The following is a 21,719-nucleotide window of genomic DNA, read 5'->3' as shown; positions in this document are numbered from 1 at the left end:
CGGGGCGCCCGCTTGGCTGAAAAGACGCGCTAAGTATCCCTGCTATTTTAAATTATTTAATGGCGTTGTTCCATTTCTCAACAAGCTTGCTGCGGTTGGCGCCCGCCCAGTTCAAGTCGTAGTTGATCAGTTTGGTATCCTTGATTGCTGCCGCCTGGGACGGTGCTATCGCTTCCGGATTGGTCAAAAACTGATACGACCCGGCTTTTTGGCCGATTTCTTGGGCCTCTTTGGTCAGGCACCAGTCGACAAATTTCTTGGCCGCGGCCTGGTCGGGGCCGCCTTTGATGATGGCGACGGCGCCGATCTCATAGCCCGTGCCTTCCACCGGTGCGGAAATAACAATATCTTTCATGCCTTCTTCCTTGTATTTGATGGCATCATGCAGGAAGGTCACGCCGACGGTGGCTTCACCCTGGCCTACCATCCGACCCGGGGCCGTACCGGATTTAGGATAGGTCTTGATCTGGCCATGCAGATCTTTCATGTATTTCAGGCCTTTTTCCTCGCCCATGAGCTGGACAATGGTGGCCAGCATAGTGTAAGCCGTCCCGGATGAACCAGGGTTAGCAATGACTACCTGGCCCTTCAGCGCCGGATTAAGCAGATCCTGCCAGCTCTGCGGAACCGGCAGGCCCTTTTCGGCCAGCAGCTTCTGGTTCGAAACAAAACCTAGATAGCCCACGTAGATACCCGTCCAGTATCCCTCAGGATCTTTGTATTTGGCCGGAATCTTGGCGGCGCTGGGCGAAACGTATTTTTCCAAAAGCCCGTCTTCCTTAGCCTGAATAAAGCCGTCAGCCGGTCCGCCGAACCAGACGCTGGCCTTGGGATTGTTTTTTTCCGCCTTGATGCGGCCCAGGATCTCGCCGGAACTCATGCGCACCGCTTCCACTTTAATGCCGGTCTCTTTCTCAAACTGTTGGACAGCCTTTACCATGTGGTCTTCCATAAGACCGTAGTAAATGATCAGTTTCTGCGGCTGAGCGCTTTGCGGCTTGCTGCCGCACCCCGCGGCCAGCGCCACCATCAGGACAATAACCAGTATTGCCGTCACTTTTTTCCACGTCTTCGACACGCCGTGCTCCTCCTTACTGCTTTTCCCTGCCGCGGAAAGAGCTAATCATTTCAGTATTTTTCTAATTCTTTGGCTTTTGGGAAAATCCTGCCGCCCTGCCAAAATAGTCCGGATCGCACTATGCAAATATTGCTCAAAAAAATAGCCGGGATTACCCGGCAGTTTGTTCGCAATACTCTTCTTTGACAATCTCGGTATCCGCACCATGGACGCCGCACTCGGGACATACCCAGGTCTGCACCCGCAGCAGCACCTCACGGCCGTCAAAATTATATTTTTGAACTGTGTACTTGGACGCCTTGTCAAGATGTTCACACCAAAACTGTTGTTTCACTACTGACTCCCCCCTGCTAAATATTAACCGAACTAAGACCTGATAATATTACCTGCTACCATTACAGTTTTATTATATTTTATTTTATCGCAATTTTCAATATATTATTAGCTGATAATATTATCTATTAATAGCTATGCCTCCATTTCCACTATATGCCGCACTCCCCTCCTTCATGCCTCGTCAGTGAAAAAGGAAAAGAATGGCGGAAGCGAGAAATAATTAACAATTTACATGCAACAGGAGTTATGCGCTATGGATAAAAAGCTGCTCTTCGCCTTGGACATCGGTACGCGCAGCGTCGTCGGCCTGCTTGGGGAACAGGTTGCCAATAAAATTAATCTCCTGGCGGTCGAACGCCAGGAGCACTATACCCGCGCCATGCTGGACGGGCAAATTCATGATGTCACCGAGGTGGCTGGCGTTTTGGCCGAAATAAAAAGCCGCCTGGAGCGGATCGTCAGCCCCTTGCCCAAAGTGGCCGTGGCCGCCGCCGGCCGGGCCCTTAGCACCCTCCGCGTTACCGCCGACCTCGACGTGGGCGGGCGCGGAGCGCTGACGGAAAGTGACGAGCGGGCGCTGGAGCTTGCCGGCCTGCAGACGGCGCAGCGCAGTTTAGCCACCGCTGGCGCTGCGTTCGACCCTACTGCCTACTACTGTGTCGGCTATAGCGTGGTTACCTTTAGCCTGGACGGCTGCCCCCTTAAAAGTCTGGTAGGACAACGGGGAAAAAGGGCGGAAATTGAACTCATCGCCACTTTCCTCCCCCGCCAGGTCATCGATTCGCTGCAGTCCGCCGTCCAGGCGGTGGGACTGGAAATTGCCACCCTCACCTTAGAGCCGATCGCCGCTATCAATGTCCTCATCCCGCCCACCATGCGGCACCTTAATCTGGCCCTGGTTGACGTGGGAGCCGGCACTTCTGACGTGGCCATCACCCGCGGCGGGTCAGTCATCGGTTACGGCATGGTGCCCTGCGCCGGTGACGAGATTACAGAAGCCTTATCGCAGCAGTATCTGCTGGATTTCAATGTTGCCGAGCAGGTTAAACGCCAACTTGGCGATAAAAAGAAAAAAGTGAATTTCACTGATGTTCTTGGCATGCAACATAAGGTACCGGCCAAAGAATTGATGGCCAGCCTTGCCCCGGCGGTAGGCGACCTTGCCCAGCTCATCGCCCGCCAAATCCTTGACCTTAACGGTCAGCCACCACAGGCCGTGCTCCTCGTTGGCGGCGGGGCGCTGACGCCGCTCTTGCCGGCGGCGCTGGCCCAGGCGCTGGACATCCCGGCCGCCCGCGTCGGCATCCGCCGCCCGGACGCCGTTGACGGCTTTACCACTATTCCGCCGTCGCTACAAGCGCCCGACGGTGTACCCCGCTCGGCATCTTAAGCTGGCCGGCAGCTCTGCGCTGCATTTCGCCAATATTTTTCTAAACGGCCAGCCGCTTCGGCTATTCAACTTCGGTAAACTTACCGTCACCGATGCCCTCCTCGCCGCCGGCATCGATGCCCGCAGCCTCCACGGCCGGCCAGGCCTGGGGATTACCGTGCGGGTCAATGGCGAAACCAAGTTTCTCCCTGGCAGTCACGGCCAGCCGGGAAGTGTCACCATCAACGGCCAGCCCGCCGGCTTCGACCACCCCCTGCAGGATGGCGATGTCATTACCGTCACAAAAGGCAGGGATGGCGTCACGCCCCGACCGCGCGTGACTGATGTCGCCACCTTGCCCCAGCCGTTTACCGTTATCGTCGATGGCGAACCGATTACCGTCGCGCCGCTTGTCACCGTTAACGGCAACCCGGCAGATGCCGCTACCTTGCTTGCCGACCGCAGCGAAGTAACCTGCCGCTTGCCGGATACGCTGGGTGAAGTGCTTACGCAGCTTGGGCGGGCCGCGGGCCCTGTTCAATTTACCTATACCGTAAATGGCTGTGAACGCACCTACCGTCAGTGGCCGCGCTACCTCATCAATGGGCAGGAGGCCAGTCCCGACTGGCCCGTAAAGCCCGGCGACGTCATCACCGTGCCCCCGCCCGCACCGCCTACCCTGGCCCAGTTACTTGGCTTGGCCGGCCTTAATGAAGAATTCATCACCGTTACCTTTAACGGCGCGCCCTGTCAGGTGCCGCTCAGGCGATTGACGCTTATCCTCAATGGCCGCCCGGCCGACCCCGAGGAAACCGCGCCTGCCGGTAGCGTCATCGAGTTTAGCTTAAGCGAACAGCCGCCGACGGTCAGTGATGTACTCCTGGCCGCCGCTTTCAACCCCCGGGCCCTGCATAACGTTATTCGCATCGACCTTTTGCTCAACGGCCAGGCGGCCGAATACACTACCCCGGTAAAAAAAGGGGACCGCATCGATGTCATTGCTATCACCGATAGGCAGTAGCAAAACCGCCAGCAAATGGCTGGCAATAATTTACACCGGGGCCGCCGTTATCCTGGCCGCCAGCCTGGTTCTCTTGTCCACCGCTTCGTTCCACCATATTGACCTTGGCTGGCTGTTGCTCGTGGTCGCCGCCGTGCTTTTTCTTCCGGGCGTTAATCTAATGAACAAAGACAAATTCCGCAAAATTGACTTTATGGATCAGTATATTTTCCCCTATCAATACGGAGTGCTGATGCTGGCGCGTTTAGCTCCGGCTATATGTCGTGGCCGCTGATGGTTCGCGTCTTTGCGGTCAAAATGGCGCTGACGCCCCTGGTTTTGCTCACTATTGCCCAGGCCTACTGGCGCTGGCTTGGCCTTTTGCCGTAAAAATAGGCCCTATGGCCCGTCTTCTTGAGACTGGAGCCGGTGGAAAACTGCCATTCCCTGTGATATGCTGAAATCAAAGGTTATGAACAGGAGGATGAGCAACCAATGTTCCAAAAACAGTTTTGGCTAATGATATTATTGGCCGGTAGTTTGGTGCTGACCGGCCCGGCCGCGGCTTTCGCTGAAACAACGGCTGACGTAAGCGCTACCTCGGCGGTAACTGCAACAGTAGAAACTACTGTGCAGATGCAGACGCAGACACAGACACAGACACAAACACAAACACAGACTCAGACTCAGACCCAAACTCAGACTCAGTCACAGACGATAGCTACAAAGCGCGACAGCGTCGTTGCTGACAGCATAACCAAAACCTATGGAATGACCGTGACGGCACAGGAAGTGGCCAATATGCGTCAGGCCAATTATGGCTACGGCGAAATTTCTCTGGCTTATAGTCTGGCTCAGCTAAGCGGCAAGCCTGTTGCGGACATCATGGCCATGCGGGAAAATAAACTCGGATGGGGCGTCATCGCTAAACAGTTGAATGTCAGCTTAAATGCCGCCGCCACGAAAGCAGCTGCGGCGATGAAGGATGCTAAACTGGATCACGAAGCCCAAGCGGTGAAAAATGCCGCCAGTACAGATACCATCGCAGAGAAGAACACCACTGGTAAAAAGAGCGATAACGGCCAGAAAAGCAATACCAACGCTTCCGGAGGAAGCAAAGGGCCCACCAGCGGCAAGGGAGGCGCTGGCAGTAGTCACGGCGGCCGAAAATAAAGCGAATAATAATAGAGCAGCGTGAGCCAATCGTGCATCACGCTGCTTTCATTTTCCGCCGCTGCTATTTACGCAAGAGATTATATACCTTGGCGGCGATATTGGCGATGTAGTCGCTCTTATAATCTGTCGCGGCCGAAGATGAAGTATAAACACTGATAAGGATTGGATTTTTGCCGTCGTCGACAATCCCTACATCACATAGCACGTCATCCAGTTCGCCCACTTTGTGCATCACCGGTGTGAGCATGTAACGGGGGATTTCGTCCGTAAATATAGTGCGGCTTAACGTATCCAAAAGATGTTGCGATGTTTGTTTGCCTAAATATTTTCCCCGATAAATCGTCTCCATTACCGCCGCCATCTCTTTAGGGGTGGTTACGCTGTGGTAATTATATAGCTGAAAAGCCCGGTCGTCATGGATCATCGTTTTTTTCAGGCGCAAGTCTTTGAGCGTCCGGGCCAGCGCCGCCGGCATTTTCTCATCAAATTCGTTGAGCAAATCATAAAACGCCTCATTGTCGCTGACGGTGATCATTTTTTCAATATCATCGTCATAAACGGTTCGCTTGTCGGCGTCGGCGGCCGGATATAAGTACTTATAAGCGGCCAACGCAACAACAAGTTTGCTTGTTGAGGCCGTAGGGAAGACAACGTCGGATCGATAGGCATAAGTCTTCCCGGTTTTGAGATTTTTGGCATAAATGCCGATACTGCCTTCAAAAGTGTTGGCATAGGCCGTAACTTCTTTGGCGGTCGGTCTTGGCGCGCCAAAAACGGTCGCATTGGCAAGTACTATCGTGATGCCTAGGACGATTGCAATTAACCATTTTTTCATAGTTTCACCTGTTTAGATTACTGTACCAGTCTGGCCAGCTTCTCGGGCTGCAGCAATATGAGGATGTCGCCGTCAAAGTCAATCAAGCGGTCTTTCTTCATGGAGCTGAGGGTACGGGTGACCGTCTCCCGTGTCGTTCCCACCAGGCTGGCCAAATCTTGCCGCGATAGGTCAAGCTCGACTTCAATGCCCCGCGCCGTCCGCCGGCCGTGCTGCTTACCCAGCCTGAGGAGCGTTTCGGCCGTGCGGGCGGTCACATCATTAAGAGCCAGATTTTTAATCTTCTGCTGAGCGTAAAGCAGGCGCTGGCTAAGGGCTTTAATAAGCTGAAGCGCCAGGAGGTTGTTGCTTAGCACCAAGCGCTCCAAATCGGTGTTTTTGATCATGCCGACCCGCGCGTCCTCGGCGGCGATGGCCGTAGCCGGGTAAGGCCGGTTGTTAAAAAGCAGCACCTCGGCGAACAGGTCGCCGGGCCCCAGAATATGAATGATATGTTCACGGCCATCGTCCGTCATCTTGACGATCTTGACCTTGCCGCTTTTGACAAAGTAAAAACCCTCGCCTGGTTCGCCCTCCATAAAGATAACCATGCCCTTGCGATAGAGCCGCTCGGTGGTGAGGCTGTGGATCTCGGCCAGCTGCCGGTCAGTCAGGTCGGCGAAAATCGGCAGTTTTTTCAAGTATTCAATGGAGTCCATACCCCGCCTCCTTCTGCGCTGCAGGCAACCACTTACCAATTCCTACCTTCCACTTTTCACTTTCTACTTTCCATTCTTATAATATTCCTCCACCTTGGCAAAGGCACGGGCGCTGGCGCCGATGGTGGCCGCGATGTCATCGTCCGAGTGCGCCGCCGACATGAAGGCGGCTTCGAACTGGGACGGCGCAAGATACACGCCTTGTTCCAGCATGGCGTGGAAGAAGGTGTTGAAGGCGCCTACATCGGACTGTTTGGCGCTGTCATAGTCATAGACCGGTTTATCGCTGAAAAACAGGCCGAACATGGAGCCGATTTGGTGGAACTGGAGGTTAAAGCCGAACTTCTCGGCCTGGGCCTTGAGGCCGGCGCACAGCGTTTGCGTCTTTTCGGTCAGCTTTTGGTACATATCCGGCGTTTCGGCCAAAATCTTCAGCGTTGTCAGGCCGGCCGTCATGGCCAGCGGGTTGCCGCTGAGGGTGCCCGCCTGATACACCGGCCCTGCCGGGGCAATGAGTTCCATGATATCTCGCCGGCCGCCGTAAGCGCCGACCGGCAGGCCGCCGCCGATGACCTTGCCGAGGGTGGTTAAATCGGGCTTGATGCCGTAGTACGCCTGGGCGCCGCCGTAGGCGACGCGGAAGCCGGACATAACTTCGTCGAAAATAAGGAGAGCGCCGTACTCTTGGGTAATGCGGCGCACGGCGGCCAGATACCCATCCCGCGGGAGGATAAGGCCCATATTGCCGGGCACCGGCTCGATAATGACCGCGGCAATATCCTCGCCGGCTTGGCGGAAGACTTGTTCCAGTCCGTCGATATCATTATAGGCTACCGTGATCGTATTGCCAGCAATGCTTTCCGGCACACCAGGACTGTCCGGCACGCCGAGGGTCGTGGCACCCGACCCGGCTTTAACCAGCAGGCTGTCATGGTGGCCATGATAGCAGCCGGCAAATTTGACGATTTTATTGCGCTTGGTGTAGGCCCGTGCCAGCCGGAGAGCGCTCATGGTCGCCTCGGTGCCGGAGTTGACCATGCGGACAAGTTCCATGGACGGCACTGCCTGCTGGATCATCTTGGCCAGTTCGGTCTCCAGCAAGGTTGGCGCGCCGTAGCTGGTGCCCCGCATCAGGGCGTCGCGCAACGCCTCGGTCACCGCCGGATGGGCGTGACCGAGAATCATCGGGCCCCATGAGCCGACATAGTCAATGTATTCATTGCCATCAATGTCATAAAGACGGCTGCCGGCGGCGCGGGCGATAAAAGGCGGCGTCCCGCCGACCCCCCGGAAGGACCGTACCGGACTGTTTACCCCGCCGGGAATATACGCTTTGGCCTCGGCAAACGCCTGGGCCGATTTTTTCAAGCTGAAGGCCATAACCCTTCCCTCCTTGTATATTAAGAGTAGCGACCAGTTGATTAACATAATCAACCAAAGCTGCTCTTCTTTATTTTTGAAAATGAAACATCCTCAAAATCTCTTTACGGTCCTGGGATGTCTTTGGGAAAATAGCCATAGGTGGATGTCTACCAAGGGAATGTTCCGTTTCCCCCTGTTGCCCCTCTTGAAGGGTTCTTCCACAGTAAGAGTGTTCCCCTGGCCCCATGGTATAGACCTACACGCTGAATGTTTCCCGTTCGGCCGCCCCTTCCGCCAGCAGAGGAAGGCTTGTGCACCGGTGGCCTCCGGTGTATTCCAATAGCACGCAAGGCTGTCGTTCATGGGTTTCCCAGGGACATCCCAGGACCGTAGACATCCTCATCCTGTTTGAAAGGAGGTGTTTCCTATGCCATCTCCCTTGTTTGTCGGAATTGATGTAAGCAGTCAGGACAATGTTGTTTGTTGCTTAACACTTCAGGAAGAAAAACGGCCTTTGTGTCGTTTTTCCGTTGCCAACAACCGTCCTGGCATCTTAGAATTCCAGGACCGCATTGTCTCTCTTGTCCATAAACACGGTTTTGATCAAGTCCTCTTTGGCTTGGAACATACAGGTTGTTATTCCACTCATGTCGCCATGTATTTGCAACATCATTTATCGTTTGATTGCCCTGAAACCAAGGTATATGTTTTCAATCCAAGCCTGATTAGGGATTTTAAGAAATCACACTACCTCGACGCTCCCAAGAATGACCGTGTGGATGCCTGGTTCATTGCATCCAAGCTCCGCTCTGGCCATTTACCTCACCCTTTTACTTTAAATGAGCCGCTCTTGGCTTTACAGCGCTTAACCAGGGCCCGCCTTCATCTAGTTCGCGAACTTACGCGCAATAGCAATATTCTTATGACCAACCTGTATTTAAAGTTTAGTGATTACACCGTCGGACCTTTTTCTAACAAGTTATCCGCTACTTCCTTGGCCGTTATGGAAGAGTTTGATTCTGCTGAGGAGATAGCCAATATCTCCCTGGATCAGCTTGTAGAGTTTCTGGTAGAGCGCGGCAAAAACCGTTTTGATGACCCTGTTGCAGTTGCCAAGGCCTTGCAAAAAGCCGCTCGTTCTTCGTACAGGCTTCCTCAATCTATGGCCGATTCCGTTAATTTAGCTATGGCTTCGCTCATTCGGGTCATCCGTACTCTTCAGGAGCAAATCAAATCCCTTAACAAGGCTATCGAAGACCATCTGGCGACTATTCCCCAGACCCTTGATACAGTTCCGGGCATTGGCCCAATCTTTGCCGCCGGTATTTTGGCCGAAATTGGCGATATCAACCAATTTAAAAATCATCGCCAATTAGCTAAATTTGCCGGTCTTGCTTGGACTGAGCATCAATCAGGCAACTTTACGGCAGCCCAATCAAGGCTTATTCTTTCCGGCAACCGCTATCTGAGGTATTATTTGATGGAAGCGGCAAACAGTGTCAGGGTGCACGACCCTGTTTTCGCCCGGTATTACGCTCAGAAGCTGGCCGAGCCTAAAACCTTTGCCACAAAACGTGCCCTTGCGCTTACAGCCCGTAAACTGGTACGGTTGGTCGATTCTCTGCTGCGTACCAACCGAATTTATAAACCAGAAGGGGGAGTCTGACATAACCGATTAAAAAGACCATTTTTCTTTGTCCACCAGTTACCATATATTACCATCTTGATGTGGATATTGGTGGGTCTAGTTAAGGTTTGCCTTTTTTCGGTTCACCACCTTAGGTAGCAGCAATACATAGTTTTTTATGTTAAATTAGCCTCTTGACATCGTACCGCTGCTCTTTCCGTTTACCCAATAAAAAAATCCCGCCCCTGGTTTGGGGCGAGATTTAGTCCCGCGGTGCCACCCACTTCTTGACCGTAACAGCAGGGCCAGCCCACATGCAAAAAACCTCTCATCCCAGCAGGGACGAGAGGTTGCTCCCGCGTTGCCACCCTAGTTGCCATCCGGCCAACTTTGCTCCGCTGTATCGGGCGGTTCCCGTCATGATTCATCACCAGCCGCTCAAGGGCGGAACGCCTGCCCCGGCCGCCGGCTCGCACCACCCGCCGACTCTCTGAAGGCCTAAAAGCATTTGCTTCCCTGTCATCGCGTTAACCGTGTGGAGTTAGTTTGATTATACCGTTTCCTGTTCATACAGTCAAGTGTATTTTTTGGATGTACATCTTGCACAAATTGTCCATAATTCAAGCGGTTCGCTTACGGTAATGTCGTTGCCAATAAAATACCTAATTCGGCAGGAAAAACCATTTTAACAGTCGAAAAAAATCGTATTTTACAATAAATTGCCAAACTAGCTATCAACCAGATGCTGGGGGAGAACACGATGCAACGTATTTCCGTAGCCCACCTGCAGCCAGGCATGGTAGTCGCCAAAAACGTTTTCAGCGCCCAGGGCCAGCTGCTGCTAAGCCAAGGCACTATTCTCACCAAGCGCTATATCGACCGCCTGCCCCTCCTGGGCATTACCTCTATCTACATTGCCAACCCTTACACCGATGACCTGGAAGTGCCGGAGACCATCAGAGAAGAAACCAGGCAACAGGCGATCGCGACCGTCCAGCAGTCTTTCGCCAAATTCCGCCTGGGCCGGCGGCTTGATCTGAATGCCCTCGAGACAGCGGCGCAGGCCATTGTCGACGAGATCCTGCAGAATCGCGCGGCGCTTATTCACCTCACCGACATCCGCACCTACGACGATTACACTTTCGGCCACTCGGTCAATGTCAGCATTCTCTCGGTATTTACCGGCCTCAGTCTGGGCTATGCCCGCGGCCAGTTGGAAGAACTGGCCCTCGGCGGCATGCTGCATGACCTAGGAAAAATCGCTATCCCGCCGGCCATCCTCAATAAACCGGGCAAACTTTCAGCGGAAGAAATGGCCATCATGCAGCAACATGCCGCCACCGGCTTCGAAATCCTGCGCAAGCAAAATCCCGAAATCCCCCTTCTGGCCGCCCACATCGCCTTTCAGCACCACGAGCGGTTGGACGGCAGCGGCTATCCCCGGGGCCTTAAGGGCGACGAAATCCATCCCTACGCCCGCATTGCCGCCATCGCTGACGTGTATGACGCGCTTACCTCCGACCGTCCCTACCGGCGGGCCATGCCGCCCCATGAAGCCTACGAGATTCTTCTCGTTTTCCACAACAAACATTTTGACGGCGCAATGCTCGACCAGTTCCTTCGCCGGATTGCCTGCTATCCCGTCGGCAGCTTCGTTCAGCTAAATAGCGGCGAAGTCGCCGTAGTTATCCATGTCCCGCCCGACCTGCCTCTCCGGCCTACCGTCCGACTGCTGACCGACCGCGAAGGCCGGGCCCTTCCCCAGCCGTACGAGGTGGATTTGACGAAAGAGCTTTCTGCCTTTATCTGCAAAGTATTAGCCGAAGATGAGATTATCGCCCTCGGCAACCGTTTAAGCGTCCAAGACTTAAGTCAGGCTTTAAACTACTAACCTTTTAACCTTTGCCCCGCCCGCCGACGGCGAGAATTGCCAAGAATACATAAGGCCTGCGGTTTCGCCAAGCTGCAGGCCCGCGACTTTTCTACAGCAAAATGTCGAGAAACGTACAGACAAACATCACCATGCTTAACGCTCCGTTGAGATTGAAGAAGGCGACGCCCGACCGCGACAAATCATCAGGCGCCACCAGGGTATGCTGGTAGTAAAGCAGCGCCAGCGCCCCGGCCAGACCTAGCCAATAAAAGACGCCCAGCCGGAGAATAATACCTACGGCAGCGAAAAACAGCGGCGCCACCACATGGAGCACCGTGGAAATTTTGAGCGCCGCCGCGATGCCGAACCGGGCGGGAATGGAGTAGATGCCCGCCTGCCGGTCAAAATCGTAATCGTCACAGGCATAGATGATATCAAAGCCGGCTACCCAGAACATTACGCCCAGGGCCAATAGCACTGGGGCCAGCGTTATTTCGTTAGCGATAGCGATCCAGGCCCCAAGGGGCGCCAGACCGAGCGTCCCGCCCAAAAAGAAATGACAGGTCCAGGTGAACCGTTTGGTATAGGAGTAAAAAGTCAGGGCAAGAACGACCAGGGGAAAAAGTTTAAAGGCCAGTGGGCTGAGCATGTAGGCCGCGAGGGCGAGCAACGCGAACGAAACGATGATGTACAGCCACACCTCGGCTACGCTGATCAGTCCCCGCGGCAACGCCCTTCCTGCCGTGCGGGGATTGCGGGCATCAATATGGCGGTCGATCAGGCGGTTAAGGGACATTGCTGCCGTCCGCGCTCCCACCATCGCCACGGTAATCCACAGCCAGTGATAGGCTGACGGCACCTTTTGCTCGGTGAGCAGCGCTCCCATGTACGCAAACGGCAGGGCAAAGATGGTATGTTCAAATTTAATCATTTCCAAAAAAACGGCAATTTTACCAGCCTTCACACTAGCCCCCCTTTCATTTAATCCCGACATGAACAGCCACAATGCCGCCGGTAAGTTCATAGTAACAAGCCTCTTTCAAGCCAATGCGGGCAAACAGGGCGCAAATCTCCCGCTGGTGGGGAAACAGCCGCAGCGACTCGGGCAGCCAGCGGTAGGGGCCGTCGATGCCTACGCCCAATTTGCCGAGGAGCGGCAATACCTGTTCAAAATAAAAATAATAGAGGTGCTTGAAAACAGGCGCGCTTGGCTTGGCCAGCTCCAGCGAAACAACCGTCCCGCCGGGCCGCACTACCCGCCGCATTTCTGCCACCGTCCGCTCAATATCAGGCACGTTGCGGAGGGCAAAACCAATGGTCGCACAGTCGAAAGCATTGTCGGCAAAGGGCAGGTCCATGGCGTTGCCCTGCACGAGCTCAATCGTCGCGGCATAGGGCGTTTTCCCGATATTTTCCCGGGCCTGAGCCAGCATATTCTCACAAAAGTCCAGTCCTACCACCCGGCCAGCCGGACCGGCCAGCTTCGCCAGTTCGAGGGCCAGCATGCCGGTGCCGCAGCAAACATCAAGCGCCGCGCCGCCGGGCGCCAGACCGGTTTTAGCGGCGGCAAAGCGGCGCCACCGCTTGTCTTGGTTGAAACTAAGGGCCGTGTTGAGCAGGTCGTAGCGGTGGGCAATCGTCGAAAATACGCTATGGACAAAAGCCTCTTTTTCCTTGCCGGCGAGCTTGTCCTTCTGCTGGTAAGTCTCCGCCATGCCCCTTACCCCCTTTCGCGATGTTAGTGTCATTCCTAAATTATATACCGTCGGCGCCGCTTCGCCAAGACCCGCTTTCCGGCAGGGAACCGGTCTGGCCGGCCCGAATGGCTTAAGCAGCCTGCCGTTAGGAGTGTGCCCTTATGAAAAAACTATCGTTTGCTATCGGTTTCGTCCTCGTAATCTTGCTAGTTACCGGCTGTTTGTCCAAAGCCCAGACAGAACCGGCAGCCATTGTCGCCGACGGGGCGGTCGTAACCGCCACCGGCAGCTCGTCCTATACCCTGCGGGCTTACCGCCCCGAAATTCATGTCGTCTTCGACACCAAGGAGTGGCAAGCGCCGCATGGCGTAAGCATTATCCTGACCAACGTCGCCGTCCAGGCCGTCAGCACCCGCGGCCTCGCGCCCGTTACGGTCGAGATCTTAAGCCCGACCAGCGCCCGTTATCAGTTTATCCTGCCGCCCGGTACGACGCCGGCGGTATCGTTTGTGACCGCCACCGGCCCGGCCTTTTCTTTCGCCGTCTTCGGCGACAACCGCGACGGTCGGGATGTTTACCTCTCCTTGCTCGACAAAATCAATGCCCTGCGGCCCGAGTTTGCCGTCAACGGCGGCGACCTTGTCCCGGCGGGCAGAGCCGGCGAATACGAGCAGTTTTTGGCCGATTCGGCCAGACTAACCATTCCCTACTATACCGCTCTCGGCAATCATGACATTCAGGGCGACGGCCGCACCCTCTATAATCGCCTGTTGGCCCCTAACTATTATGACTTCGTCTGGGGCAACAGCCTCTTTCTCGTCCTGGACAACGCCGACGGCGACATGGACGCGCGCCAGCTTGCTTGGCTGGAAAACAAACTAAAGGAGCGGACGGCGCGTCACACTTTTATCATTATGCATAAACCGCCTTTTGATCCGCGCCCCGGCCGCTCGCACACCGTAAACAGCCGCGAACTGGCCGACCGGCTGCAAAACCTGGCGGCGCAGTACGGCGTCACGGCCGTCTTCTGCTCTCATATCCATATGTATTATCAGGGTGAACGCCTGGGCGTTCCCTACTACATCACCGGCGGCGCCGGCGCCCCCCTCTATGCTGCCCGCGCGGCCGGCGGCGTGTACCATTTCGTCCTGGTGAAAGTAAACGGCGACGTCGTTGAGATTACGCCGGTCCAGCTATGAGGACGAAGTGGCGCCTTGCAACAGACGCCGCCTCGTCCTTACTTTGTATAGTTAACATTTGTTCGAGAACCCTGCAGGAAAATTGTCCACCTACCAAGAATATTGTTATTGCCATGAATTTACATTTACCGAAGGGCTGGCAGACGCTACCCAAAGCCCTGTACGGTAGGCCCGCCGTGTTGCGGCAAATTTTTGCGAAAGGCTAGGTGAGTAGCGCAGGCGATACAGCAAGTAGGTGCACTGTATTTTGCATGCAATATTTAAAATTCAAAGCTTAAAGGAGGATTAAAATGAACCAAGATAGCCAAAACGCCAAACAAGAGCTAAAGGTACCGGTAGCCGGTTACCTGGCGCTAATTTTCGCCATTATCTTTTTCTCGGGAATTTTCGCCAGTGCCAAAGGCTGGATATCCGCCTTCGATTTCAATGTCATCAACGGCAAATTCGGCACCATGAAAGACGCCGCCAAGGCAACCTTTACCGGCATGGGCGGGGCCGGCGCCCGCGACGGCTTTTTGTTCGCGCTTAGCCTTATCCCTTCGGTAATGCTGGCCCTCGGTATTATCGAAGTCGTCGACCATCTTGGCGGGCTAAAGGCCGCCCAAAAACTGTTAACCCCGATTCTTCGCCCTTTGCTCGGCATTCCCGGCATCGCCGGTCTGGCCCTCATCTCCAGCCTGCAAAGCACTGATGCCGGCGCCGGCATGACGAAAGCGCTGCGCGAAAACGGAGCGATTACCGAAAAAGAAAAGACTATTTTTTGCGCCTTTCAGTTTTCGGCAGGTGGCACCATTACCAACTATCTGTCAACGGGCGCGGCGCTCTTTTCGTTCCTGACCGTTCCCATCATTTTGCCATTGGCCGTCATCTTCGTCATGAAAGTGTTTGGCGCTAATGTCATGCGGTTGTACCTGAATAAATTCGTGAAGGAGGATCTTGACAATGGCAAATAAAACCATCACCGACGTTTTTGTTGACGGTGCCCGCAAAGGATGGAACGTTGCCATCAACAGCATGCTTCCCAATGTTCTAATGGCCTTTGTCATGATTCAATTTTTAAAAGTTACCGGCCTGCTGGACATTCTCGGTAAGGTGTTTGCACCCATTATGGCCCTCTTTGGGCTACCCGGACAGGCCGTGATGGTGCTTGTGAGCGCCTGGCTGTCGATGGGCGGCGGCGTCGGCGTCGCGGCCAGCCTATACTCCCAAGGCATTTTGAACAACAGCCATGTCACCATTTTACTGCCAGCCATTATTCTGATGGGCGCCCAAATCCAATATATGGGACGACTGCTCGGCACCGCCGGCGTCCAGTCACGGTTTTATCCGATGTTGTTCGGCATTTGTATTGTCAACGCCATGATTGCCATGCTGATTATGCGTTTATTTGCCTAATAACGCCATCCCGGCTGCTTTGCGCACAAAGCCCAAAGCAGCCTTTAACCTAAGGAGGGATTATTATGACCGATTTAGCGACAAGAGTGAAAGAAGTATGGGCCACCCTGCACGCCATGCCGGAAGTGGGCTTCGAAGAGGTGAAGACATCAGCCTACCTTGCCGAAGAGCTGCGTAAGGCTGGATATCAAGTACAAACCGGTATTGGCGGCACCGGCGTGGTCGGCGTCCTTGACAGCGGCAAACCCGGCCCGGTTTTGGCGCTCCGCGCCGATATGGACGCTCTGGGCCATATAGTTGACGGCAAGCCCTGCGCCATTCATTCCTGCGGCCATGACGCCCACTCGGCGATGGTGCTGACGGTGGCGGAAGAACTGGCCCGTAAAGGCATTGAACGGGGCAAGCTCAAAATTCTCTTCCAGCCGGCCGAAGAAAAGCTGTTTGGCGCGCTGCGGGTGATCGAAGACGGCGCCATCGACGATGTCGACATGGTGGTAGGCATCCACCTCCGCCCCATTCAGGAAGCCCGGGTCGGCCAAGCCACTCCCGCCCTCTACCACGGCGCCAGTTACATCATGGAGGCGACCATTCACGGCCTGACTGCCCACGGCGCCCGTCCGCACCTGGGCATAAATGCCATTGACGCCGCGGCGGCCGCGGTCAACGCCGTAAATGCCATCCATATGAACCCGACGATACCGGCAACGGTCAAAGTCACGAAGCTGCACGCCGGCGGCGCGGCGCTAAACGCCATTCCGGACAAGGCCGTCATGGCCCTCGACCTGCGGTCGCAGGACAACGGCCTGATGGATGACCTGATCAAGAAAACTACCCGGGCCATCGAGGCGGCCGCCGCTACCGTCGGCGCCACCGCCGAGGTAAAAGTATCAGGCGGCTGTCCGGCGGCGGAATATGACAACGATATGGTTGAACTGGCGAAAGAAGCAATTACCGACGTACTCGGCCCGGCCGGCCTGCTAGGACCCATAACCACGCCCGGCGGCGAAGACTTTCACTTCTTCGTGAAACATAAGCCGAGCATCAAAGCCGCGTATATCGGCCTTGGCGCCGATGCCGCCCCCGGCCTGCACCATCCGGAAATGAAGTTTAATCCCGATGCCCTGATTAACGGGGTAAACATCCTGCTCTACATGGTAGATAAATTAGTCGGCATTAAGGCCTAAATTTAGAACCCTCATTCAGGCTGCCTGAGTGAGGGTTTTTCCTTCGACGATTTATATAAAAACAAGGAAATCAGACATAATTTTAGAATATCATGGTAAAATAATTTTTAGGAGGTTGATGCTATGCGCGAAGTTCCCTATACCGAATATGCAACTAAAGCCATTGAAATCCTCAGCAAGGGCGCCTTTCTGACCACCGCCCACGGCGGCAAAACCAACACCATGACCATTGCCTGGGGCAACATCGGCTTTATGTGGGGCAAGCCGGTATTTACCGTCATGGTCCGTCCCTCCCGCTATACCTACCAATTAATCGAACAGAGCGGCGAGTTTACAGTCAGCATCCCCCTGCAGGACATGCAGCAGGCCCTGGCCCTGTGCGGCACTAAGTCCGGCCGGGATCTAGACAAGTTCGCCGCGGCCGGCCTCACCCTGCTCCCCGGTCAAAAAGTCGCTACCCCGATCATTGCCGGCTGTGGTCTTCACTACGAGTGCAAAATTGTCTACAAGCACCCACTGGACCCCGCCGCCCTTGACCCGGCCTACAAGGCCAAATGCTACGCCAGCGGCGACTTCCATACTCTGTACTTTGGCGAAATCGTCGCCTGCTACCGCGAAGAGTAAAATATAATACTAAACATTAACCACGGAGAACGCAGAGCGCGCGATATTTATCGCGCTAAAGTTTAAAAAATATCCCCTCCGTGTCCTCCGCGGTTCTATAAATATAACTTCAAGCGACAACCGTCGCACGCGTAGCCCTTTGCGTTCTTTGCGGCCTTAGCGGTTTAGCGCTTTGCAGGGTAAAGCGCGCACCAATAAATTTTAAGAGGTCAACCCACAAAGGTTGACCTCTTACTTCTTATTATCCGGTTATGCGTTTAGGAGTTCGCCGCAGGACGCACGGACGACCAGCTGCGGGGCAAATACTACCGTGGCCGGTTTTTTCGGCGGCTTGCCGGCCTTAATCCGTTTGATCAACACGGCCGCCGCTTTAACCCCCATATCGTAGACCGGCTGGGCAACAACGGTGATCGGCGGATCAATAAGCTCGGCCCATTCCCAGTCGTCAAAGCCGATGACCGCCATATCGCGGGGAATGGCTACCCCCAGGCGTTTAAGGGCTTTAACAATGGCCATAGTCATGAGGTTATTGGCACCGAAGATCGCCGTGGGCCGCTCACCCGGCGCTCTTGTCAGCAGCTCCCGCACCTTGGCGATAACTGTTTCCAGCTGCGTATCGGTCTCAACGAGCAGCTCCGGCCGGAAAGGAATGTTATATTCGGCCAGGGCGGCTTGATAGCCGCGTACCCGTTCCAGCCGGGGACTTACCTGGTCGCAGGGCAAAGTAAACATCGCAATGCGGCGGTGACCAAGGCCGACCAGATGGCCAATCGCCAACCGCGCTCCCAGGTCGCTGTCCACGGTAACGGTATCAAGGCCCATTTCCGGTGCTTTTCGGTCAATGAGGACGACGGGAACGCTGGCATTTACCTCTTTGACCAGGGGATTGTTGCCGCCGGTAGTATTGATAATCAGGCCGTCAATCTGTTTGGCGGTCAGCATTTCGATGTATTCGCGCTCTTTGACCGGGTCGTCGTCGGCGTTACACAAAATCAGGTTGAACCCGTGCTTTTTGCAGTGGTCCTCCACCCCGCGGATAATACTGGTGGAAAAAGGGTTAAGAATATTGGCGACAATGGCCCCCACGGTATGGGTCCGTTTCTGCTTCAGACTGCGGGCCACGGCGTTGGGGCGGTAGTCAAGTTCAGCGATGACCCGGGCGATGCGCTCCCGCGTCTCAAGGCTCATGCACTCGTAGCGCCCATTGAGATAACGGGAAATAGTGCTTTTGGATACGCCCGCCTGCTGGGCAACGTCCCGAATGGTGATCGGCATAAGTTGCTTCGGTCCCTTACCGCTGTACGCGGCCCGAACCGTCGCCGGCCATGAGCGCCTTAACTTCGCTCAAGGTTACATGGTTGTGGTCACCCTCAATGGTGTGCTTGAGGCAGGATGCGGCTACGGCAAACTCGAGGGCATCTTGGTTGGAATAGCCGTTGAGCAGGGCGTAAATCAAGCCGCCGCCGAAAGAGTCGCCACCGCCGACGCGGTCCACAATGTGGATGGCGTAATTGCGGGAGAAGTAGAATTCGCCGTCTTTATACAGCATGGCCGCCCAGTTGTTGTCCGAAGCGGAAATGCTACCGCGCAGGGTGATGGCCACGGCCTTGAAGCCAAACCGCTCCGCGAGCTGTTTGGCCACATCCTTGTAACCCTCATGGCTGAGTTTGCCGCCGATGATGTCGGTATCGGCCGCTTTAATGCCAAACACTTTCTCGGCATCCTCTTCGTTGGCAATGCAAACGTCGACATACGGCATATACTGCGCCATGACCTGGCCGGCTTTTTCGCTTGTCCAGAGGTTTTTCCGGAAGTTGAGGTCGCAGCTTACCGTCAGGCCGGCTTCCTTGGCCGCCTTTACCGCGTCCAGCACGCATTCGGCCACGTTGTCGCCCAGCGCAGGGGTAATACCGGTAAAATGGAACCAGTCAGCGCCTTCAAAAATTTTGGTCCAGTCAAAGTCTTCCCGCTTAGCTTGGGAAATGGCCGAACCGGCCCGGTCGTAAACCACCTTGGAAGCCCGCTGGGAAGCGCCCTTTTCGCAAAAGTAGATGCCCAAGCGCTTGCCGCCTTTGATCATGTAGCGGGTATCAACGCCATAGCGGCGCATTTCGTTGATGGCCGCCTGACCAATGGGGTTGTCAGGCACTTTGGTAACAAAAACGGCCTCTTCGCCGTAATTGGCCAGCGAAACGCAAACATTGGCTTCGCCGCCGCCATACACAACGTCAAAGCTGGTGGCCTGCTCAAACCGGAGATAGCCGGGAGGGGACAGCCTTAACATAATTTCGCCGAAACATACTACTTTTGCCATTGCAATACTCCTTTCGCTTTTGCATTGCGTTTGCCTTATTTTTGCCCGCGGGCTTCGCGGATTTTGGCAATGAACTGCTGGGCAATGGCCGTGATGGACTCATAGTCGCCCTTCTTGGCGCCGGCCGTAAGGTTGCCGCCTACACCAACGGCCACGCAGCCGGCCTTAATCCATTCGGCCACATTATCGAGGCTGACGCCGCCGGTCGGCATCATGGGCGCCTGGGGCAGCGGGCCCTTGACCGCTTTAACAAAGGTCGGCCCCATCGACTCGCCAGGGAAGATCTTGATAATATCCGAGCCGGCTTCCATAGCTTCCACGATTTCCTTAATCGTCATGGCGCCGGCCATAATCGGCACTTGGTAGCGGTTGCACAGCTTTACGGTCTCTACGTTGAGGGACGGGCTGACGACATACTGCGCCCCAGCCAGAATCGCCGCGCGGGCCGTCTCCGGATCGAGGACGGTGCCGGCGCCGATAATGATTTCACCCGACTTATAAGTATTGGCCAATTCCTTGATGACATCGACCGCCCCCGGGACGGTAAAAGTAATCTCAATCGCGGCCACGCCGCCTTTGATGCAGGCATCGGCGATTTTGCGCGCCTGGTCGGCGTTTTCCGCTCGGACAACGGCCACTAAGCCGGCGTCCACAATTTTTTGCAATACGGCAAGTTTCGGGATCATATGTATCCACCCTCCGTTTTTTAGTATACCGGTTTAGGAAACCGGTTTATATGTAAAAATTATATTCCCTGCCGACTTGCATTTTCCTGCCAGCAGAGAGATAATTACAAAAAATTTTTTCAATTAAGCGCCGTACGTTGTCACGGGAATAGTTATTGTGAAAATATTGCGGGTCATTTTTGAACCACAGAAAACGCGGAGGGCAACTATCTCTCCTGCCCTCCGTGGTTTCTTTTGCCGCCCGAAAACATCAGGCCGCGGTAAATCCGCGGCCTGTGCCTATTTTTAGAATACCTGTCCTTCTTTGTCTTTGCGCAGCCATTCGATAAGCACGTTTTCCCGTGTCTTCTTGACTTTCGCGAGCGCCTCCGGCGTCCAGTCATATAGGCCGGTGCCGGTCTTGGCGCCGAGGGTGCCTTTTTCCACCGCTTCTTTAAGCAGCGGCGATATTTCCGTGCTGTTGCAGAGATCGGCCAATAGATAGCTGGAGATATTGTAGAAAATATCCAGCCCGCCCAGGTCAGCGCTTTCCAGCGGACCGGTCGTGGCCAGCCGGCGGCCAAGGCTGTACTTCATGGTCGTGTCGACCGCTTCTTTGGAGGCAATGCCGCTCTCGACAATGTACAGCGCTTCGCGCAGCAGGGCGAGCTGCAGGCGGTTACCGATAAAGCCCAGGGCTTCCCGATTAAGGGCTACCGGCTTCTTGCCGATTTTCTCCATTAGCTTCCAGGTAAGGTCCACCGTTTCTTGGGCGGTGTGCTTGCCGGGAACAACCTCGACCAGCGGCACCAGATGCGGCGGGTTCCAGAAGTGGGCTACCACGAATTTGTCCTTGCGTTCAATCGCTTCGGCGATCGCCGTCGGGCTGAGACCGGAAGTATTGGTGGCAAAGATGGTGTGCGGGGCGCACAGTTTGTCCATTTTGGCAAATACTTCCCGCTTGGTTTCCAGGTTCTCGGCGATGGACTCGATGACAAAGTCGGCGCCTTCCGCCGCTTCTTCCAAAGTGGTAACGCCTTTAATACGATTAAGGATAACGGGAATGTCGGCTTCTTCGACCAGCCCGTGTTCGCGGTAGGTGGCCAGCGCCGCTTTGATACTGCTGAAGCCGCGCTCAATGCTCGCCGCCGAGCGGCCGAACATCCGCACATTATAGCCGGCCATGGCAAAGGCGAGGGCCGTACCGAACCCCATCGTGCCGGTGCCGAGGTTGCAGATATTCTTGATGTCTGCCAGTTGCATAAATTACCCTCCCAGAATTAAAGT

22 protein-coding genes are annotated in these 21,719 nt (G+C 55.1%); 11 read left to right on the top strand and 11 right to left on the bottom strand.

Features of this window, described 5'->3' with window-relative positions:
* Positions 1–52: 52 nt before the first annotated feature.
* A complete protein-coding gene (locus tag TCARDRAFT_RS03480) occupies positions 53–1,078 on the bottom strand; it encodes an ABC transporter substrate-binding protein (RefSeq protein WP_007288622.1) in 1,026 nt (341 codons plus the stop codon).
* Positions 1,079–1,229: 151 nt separating this feature from the next.
* Positions 1,230–1,412: a hypothetical protein gene (locus tag TCARDRAFT_RS03475; RefSeq protein ID WP_040683004.1), complete on the bottom strand. Its 183-nt coding sequence runs from the start codon at positions 1,410–1,412 to the stop codon at positions 1,230–1,232.
* 255 nt (positions 1,413–1,667) lie between these two features.
* On the opposite strand from TCARDRAFT_RS03475, the gene TCARDRAFT_RS15940 reads away from it, so the two are divergent.
* The 4 genes from TCARDRAFT_RS15940 (at position 1,668) to TCARDRAFT_RS03460 (ending at position 4,956) form a co-directional block, all read left to right on the top strand.
* Positions 1,668–2,804: a cell division protein FtsA gene (locus TCARDRAFT_RS15940; protein WP_007288621.1), complete on the top strand. Its 1,137-nt coding sequence runs from the start codon at positions 1,668–1,670 to the stop codon at positions 2,802–2,804.
* Positions 2,782–3,804, top strand: a complete 1,023-nt coding sequence (locus TCARDRAFT_RS15935; RefSeq protein WP_007288620.1) for a ubiquitin family protein — start codon at positions 2,782–2,784, stop codon at positions 3,802–3,804. The genes TCARDRAFT_RS15940 and TCARDRAFT_RS15935 overlap by 23 nt, the downstream gene beginning before the upstream one ends.
* A complete protein-coding gene (locus tag TCARDRAFT_RS03465; RefSeq protein WP_007288619.1) occupies positions 3,776–4,078 on the top strand; it encodes a hypothetical protein in 303 nt (100 codons plus the stop codon). Before TCARDRAFT_RS15935 ends, TCARDRAFT_RS03465 begins: the two co-directional genes overlap by 29 nt.
* 200 nt (positions 4,079–4,278) lie before the next feature.
* Positions 4,279–4,956, top strand: a complete 678-nt coding sequence (locus tag TCARDRAFT_RS03460) for a hypothetical protein (RefSeq protein WP_007288618.1) — start codon at positions 4,279–4,281, stop codon at positions 4,954–4,956.
* Positions 4,957–5,020: 64 nt separating this feature from the next.
* On the opposite strand, the gene TCARDRAFT_RS03455 is transcribed toward TCARDRAFT_RS03460, so the two are convergent.
* From TCARDRAFT_RS03455 to hemL, 3 genes are all read right to left on the bottom strand, one after another.
* Positions 5,021–5,794, bottom strand: a complete 774-nt coding sequence (locus TCARDRAFT_RS03455; protein ID WP_007288617.1) for a serine hydrolase — start codon at positions 5,792–5,794, stop codon at positions 5,021–5,023.
* A gap of 17 nt (positions 5,795–5,811) precedes the next feature.
* Positions 5,812–6,492: a Crp/Fnr family transcriptional regulator gene (locus TCARDRAFT_RS03450; RefSeq protein ID WP_007288616.1), complete on the bottom strand. Its 681-nt coding sequence runs from the start codon at positions 6,490–6,492 to the stop codon at positions 5,812–5,814.
* 63 nt (positions 6,493–6,555) lie between these two features.
* Entirely contained in the window at positions 6,556–7,872 is a 1,317-nt protein-coding gene (hemL, locus tag TCARDRAFT_RS03445) for a glutamate-1-semialdehyde 2,1-aminomutase (protein ID WP_007288615.1), read from the bottom strand.
* Positions 7,873–8,281: 409 nt separating this feature from the next.
* Here hemL and TCARDRAFT_RS03440 point away from each other — a divergent pair, with 409 nt between their 5' ends.
* The gene (locus TCARDRAFT_RS03440; RefSeq protein WP_007288614.1) at positions 8,282–9,520 is read left to right on the top strand and encodes an IS110 family RNA-guided transposase; all 1,239 of its coding nucleotides are present in this window, start codon (positions 8,282–8,284) and stop codon (positions 9,518–9,520) included.
* A 721-nt stretch (positions 9,521–10,241) separates the two neighbouring features.
* A complete protein-coding gene (locus tag TCARDRAFT_RS03435) occupies positions 10,242–11,372 on the top strand; it encodes an HD-GYP domain-containing protein (protein ID WP_007288613.1) in 1,131 nt (376 codons plus the stop codon).
* Positions 11,373–11,463: 91 nt separating this feature from the next.
* Here the strand turns inward: TCARDRAFT_RS03435 and TCARDRAFT_RS03430 are convergent, their stop codons facing one another.
* Both TCARDRAFT_RS03430 and TCARDRAFT_RS03425 read right to left on the bottom strand, forming a co-directional pair.
* Positions 11,464–12,318, bottom strand: a complete 855-nt coding sequence (locus tag TCARDRAFT_RS03430) for a UbiA-like polyprenyltransferase (RefSeq protein ID WP_007288612.1) — start codon at positions 12,316–12,318, stop codon at positions 11,464–11,466.
* A gap of 13 nt (positions 12,319–12,331) precedes the next feature.
* Entirely contained in the window at positions 12,332–13,069 is a 738-nt protein-coding gene (locus TCARDRAFT_RS03425) for a demethylmenaquinone methyltransferase (protein WP_007288611.1), read from the bottom strand.
* A gap of 143 nt (positions 13,070–13,212) precedes the next feature.
* Between TCARDRAFT_RS03425 and TCARDRAFT_RS14505 the strand changes: the two genes are divergently transcribed.
* The 5 genes from TCARDRAFT_RS14505 (at position 13,213) to TCARDRAFT_RS03400 (ending at position 17,453) form a co-directional block, all read left to right on the top strand.
* The gene (locus TCARDRAFT_RS14505; protein ID WP_007288610.1) at positions 13,213–14,250 is read left to right on the top strand and encodes a metallophosphoesterase family protein; all 1,038 of its coding nucleotides are present in this window, start codon (positions 13,213–13,215) and stop codon (positions 14,248–14,250) included.
* Positions 14,251–14,540: 290 nt separating this feature from the next.
* A complete protein-coding gene (locus tag TCARDRAFT_RS03415; protein WP_007288609.1) occupies positions 14,541–15,203 on the top strand; it encodes a nucleoside recognition domain-containing protein in 663 nt (220 codons plus the stop codon).
* Entirely contained in the window at positions 15,193–15,645 is a 453-nt protein-coding gene (locus tag TCARDRAFT_RS03410) for a YjiG family protein (protein ID WP_007288608.1), read from the top strand. Before TCARDRAFT_RS03415 ends, TCARDRAFT_RS03410 begins: the two co-directional genes overlap by 11 nt.
* Before the next feature lie 65 nt (positions 15,646–15,710).
* A complete protein-coding gene (locus TCARDRAFT_RS03405) occupies positions 15,711–16,829 on the top strand; it encodes a M20 peptidase aminoacylase family protein (protein ID WP_007288607.1) in 1,119 nt (372 codons plus the stop codon).
* Between the two features lie 123 nt (positions 16,830–16,952).
* On the top strand, positions 16,953–17,453 hold the full coding sequence (locus tag TCARDRAFT_RS03400; protein WP_007288606.1) for a flavin reductase family protein: 501 nt from the start codon (positions 16,953–16,955) through the stop codon (positions 17,451–17,453).
* 249 nt (positions 17,454–17,702) lie between these two features.
* On the opposite strand, the gene TCARDRAFT_RS03395 is transcribed toward TCARDRAFT_RS03400, so the two are convergent.
* From TCARDRAFT_RS03395 to TCARDRAFT_RS03380, 4 genes are all read right to left on the bottom strand, one after another.
* Positions 17,703–18,728 carry a LacI family DNA-binding transcriptional regulator gene (locus TCARDRAFT_RS03395; protein ID WP_007288605.1) on the bottom strand — a complete coding sequence of 342 codons (1,026 nt, stop codon included), beginning with the start codon at positions 18,726–18,728 and terminating at the stop codon, positions 17,703–17,705.
* 16 nt (positions 18,729–18,744) lie between these two features.
* The gene (locus TCARDRAFT_RS03390) at positions 18,745–19,767 is read right to left on the bottom strand and encodes a sugar kinase (RefSeq protein ID WP_007288604.1); all 1,023 of its coding nucleotides are present in this window, start codon (positions 19,765–19,767) and stop codon (positions 18,745–18,747) included.
* A gap of 35 nt (positions 19,768–19,802) precedes the next feature.
* The gene (locus TCARDRAFT_RS03385; protein WP_007288603.1) at positions 19,803–20,453 is read right to left on the bottom strand and encodes a bifunctional 2-keto-4-hydroxyglutarate aldolase/2-keto-3-deoxy-6-phosphogluconate aldolase; all 651 of its coding nucleotides are present in this window, start codon (positions 20,451–20,453) and stop codon (positions 19,803–19,805) included.
* 285 nt (positions 20,454–20,738) lie between these two features.
* Positions 20,739–21,695: a 3-hydroxyacyl-CoA dehydrogenase family protein gene (locus TCARDRAFT_RS03380; RefSeq protein ID WP_007288602.1), complete on the bottom strand. Its 957-nt coding sequence runs from the start codon at positions 21,693–21,695 to the stop codon at positions 20,739–20,741.
* Between the last annotated feature and the right edge of the window lie 24 nt (positions 21,696–21,719).

It is taken from the genome of Thermosinus carboxydivorans Nor1, from assembly GCF_000169155.1.
Lineage (GTDB): Bacteria > Bacillota > Negativicutes > Sporomusales > Thermosinaceae > Thermosinus > Thermosinus carboxydivorans.
The sequence above is the reverse complement of the archived record's forward strand: the minus strand, read 5'-3'. Positions and strand labels throughout refer to the sequence as shown.

Coding starts and splice junctions, on each gene's coding strand:
- TCARDRAFT_RS03410 (WP_007288608.1), top strand. CDS start 15,193: ATGGCAAATAAAACCATCACCGACGTTTTTGTTGACGGTGCCCGCAAA.
- TCARDRAFT_RS03455 (WP_007288617.1), bottom strand. CDS start 5,794: ATGAAAAAATGGTTAATTGCAATCGTCCTAGGCATCACGATAGTACTT.
- TCARDRAFT_RS03405 (WP_007288607.1), top strand. CDS start 15,711: ATGACCGATTTAGCGACAAGAGTGAAAGAAGTATGGGCCACCCTGCAC.
- TCARDRAFT_RS03460 (WP_007288618.1), top strand. CDS start 4,279: ATGTTCCAAAAACAGTTTTGGCTAATGATATTATTGGCCGGTAGTTTG.
- TCARDRAFT_RS03390 (WP_007288604.1), bottom strand. CDS start 19,767: ATGGCAAAAGTAGTATGTTTCGGCGAAATTATGTTAAGGCTGTCCCCT.
- TCARDRAFT_RS03465 (WP_007288619.1), top strand. CDS start 3,776: ATGTCATTGCTATCACCGATAGGCAGTAGCAAAACCGCCAGCAAATGG.
- hemL (WP_007288615.1), bottom strand. CDS start 7,872: ATGGCCTTCAGCTTGAAAAAATCGGCCCAGGCGTTTGCCGAGGCCAAA.
- TCARDRAFT_RS03415 (WP_007288609.1), top strand. CDS start 14,541: ATGAACCAAGATAGCCAAAACGCCAAACAAGAGCTAAAGGTACCGGTA.
- TCARDRAFT_RS03400 (WP_007288606.1), top strand. CDS start 16,953: ATGCGCGAAGTTCCCTATACCGAATATGCAACTAAAGCCATTGAAATC.
- TCARDRAFT_RS03435 (WP_007288613.1), top strand. CDS start 10,242: ATGCAACGTATTTCCGTAGCCCACCTGCAGCCAGGCATGGTAGTCGCC.
- TCARDRAFT_RS03395 (WP_007288605.1), bottom strand. CDS start 18,728: ATGCCGATCACCATTCGGGACGTTGCCCAGCAGGCGGGCGTATCCAAA.
- TCARDRAFT_RS03380 (WP_007288602.1), bottom strand. CDS start 21,695: ATGCAACTGGCAGACATCAAGAATATCTGCAACCTCGGCACCGGCACG.
- TCARDRAFT_RS03450 (WP_007288616.1), bottom strand. CDS start 6,492: ATGGACTCCATTGAATACTTGAAAAAACTGCCGATTTTCGCCGACCTG.
- TCARDRAFT_RS03385 (WP_007288603.1), bottom strand. CDS start 20,453: ATGATCCCGAAACTTGCCGTATTGCAAAAAATTGTGGACGCCGGCTTA.
- TCARDRAFT_RS14505 (WP_007288610.1), top strand. CDS start 13,213: ATGAAAAAACTATCGTTTGCTATCGGTTTCGTCCTCGTAATCTTGCTA.
- TCARDRAFT_RS03425 (WP_007288611.1), bottom strand. CDS start 13,069: ATGGCGGAGACTTACCAGCAGAAGGACAAGCTCGCCGGCAAGGAAAAA.
- TCARDRAFT_RS15940 (WP_007288621.1), top strand. CDS start 1,668: ATGGATAAAAAGCTGCTCTTCGCCTTGGACATCGGTACGCGCAGCGTC.
- TCARDRAFT_RS03440 (WP_007288614.1), top strand. CDS start 8,282: ATGCCATCTCCCTTGTTTGTCGGAATTGATGTAAGCAGTCAGGACAAT.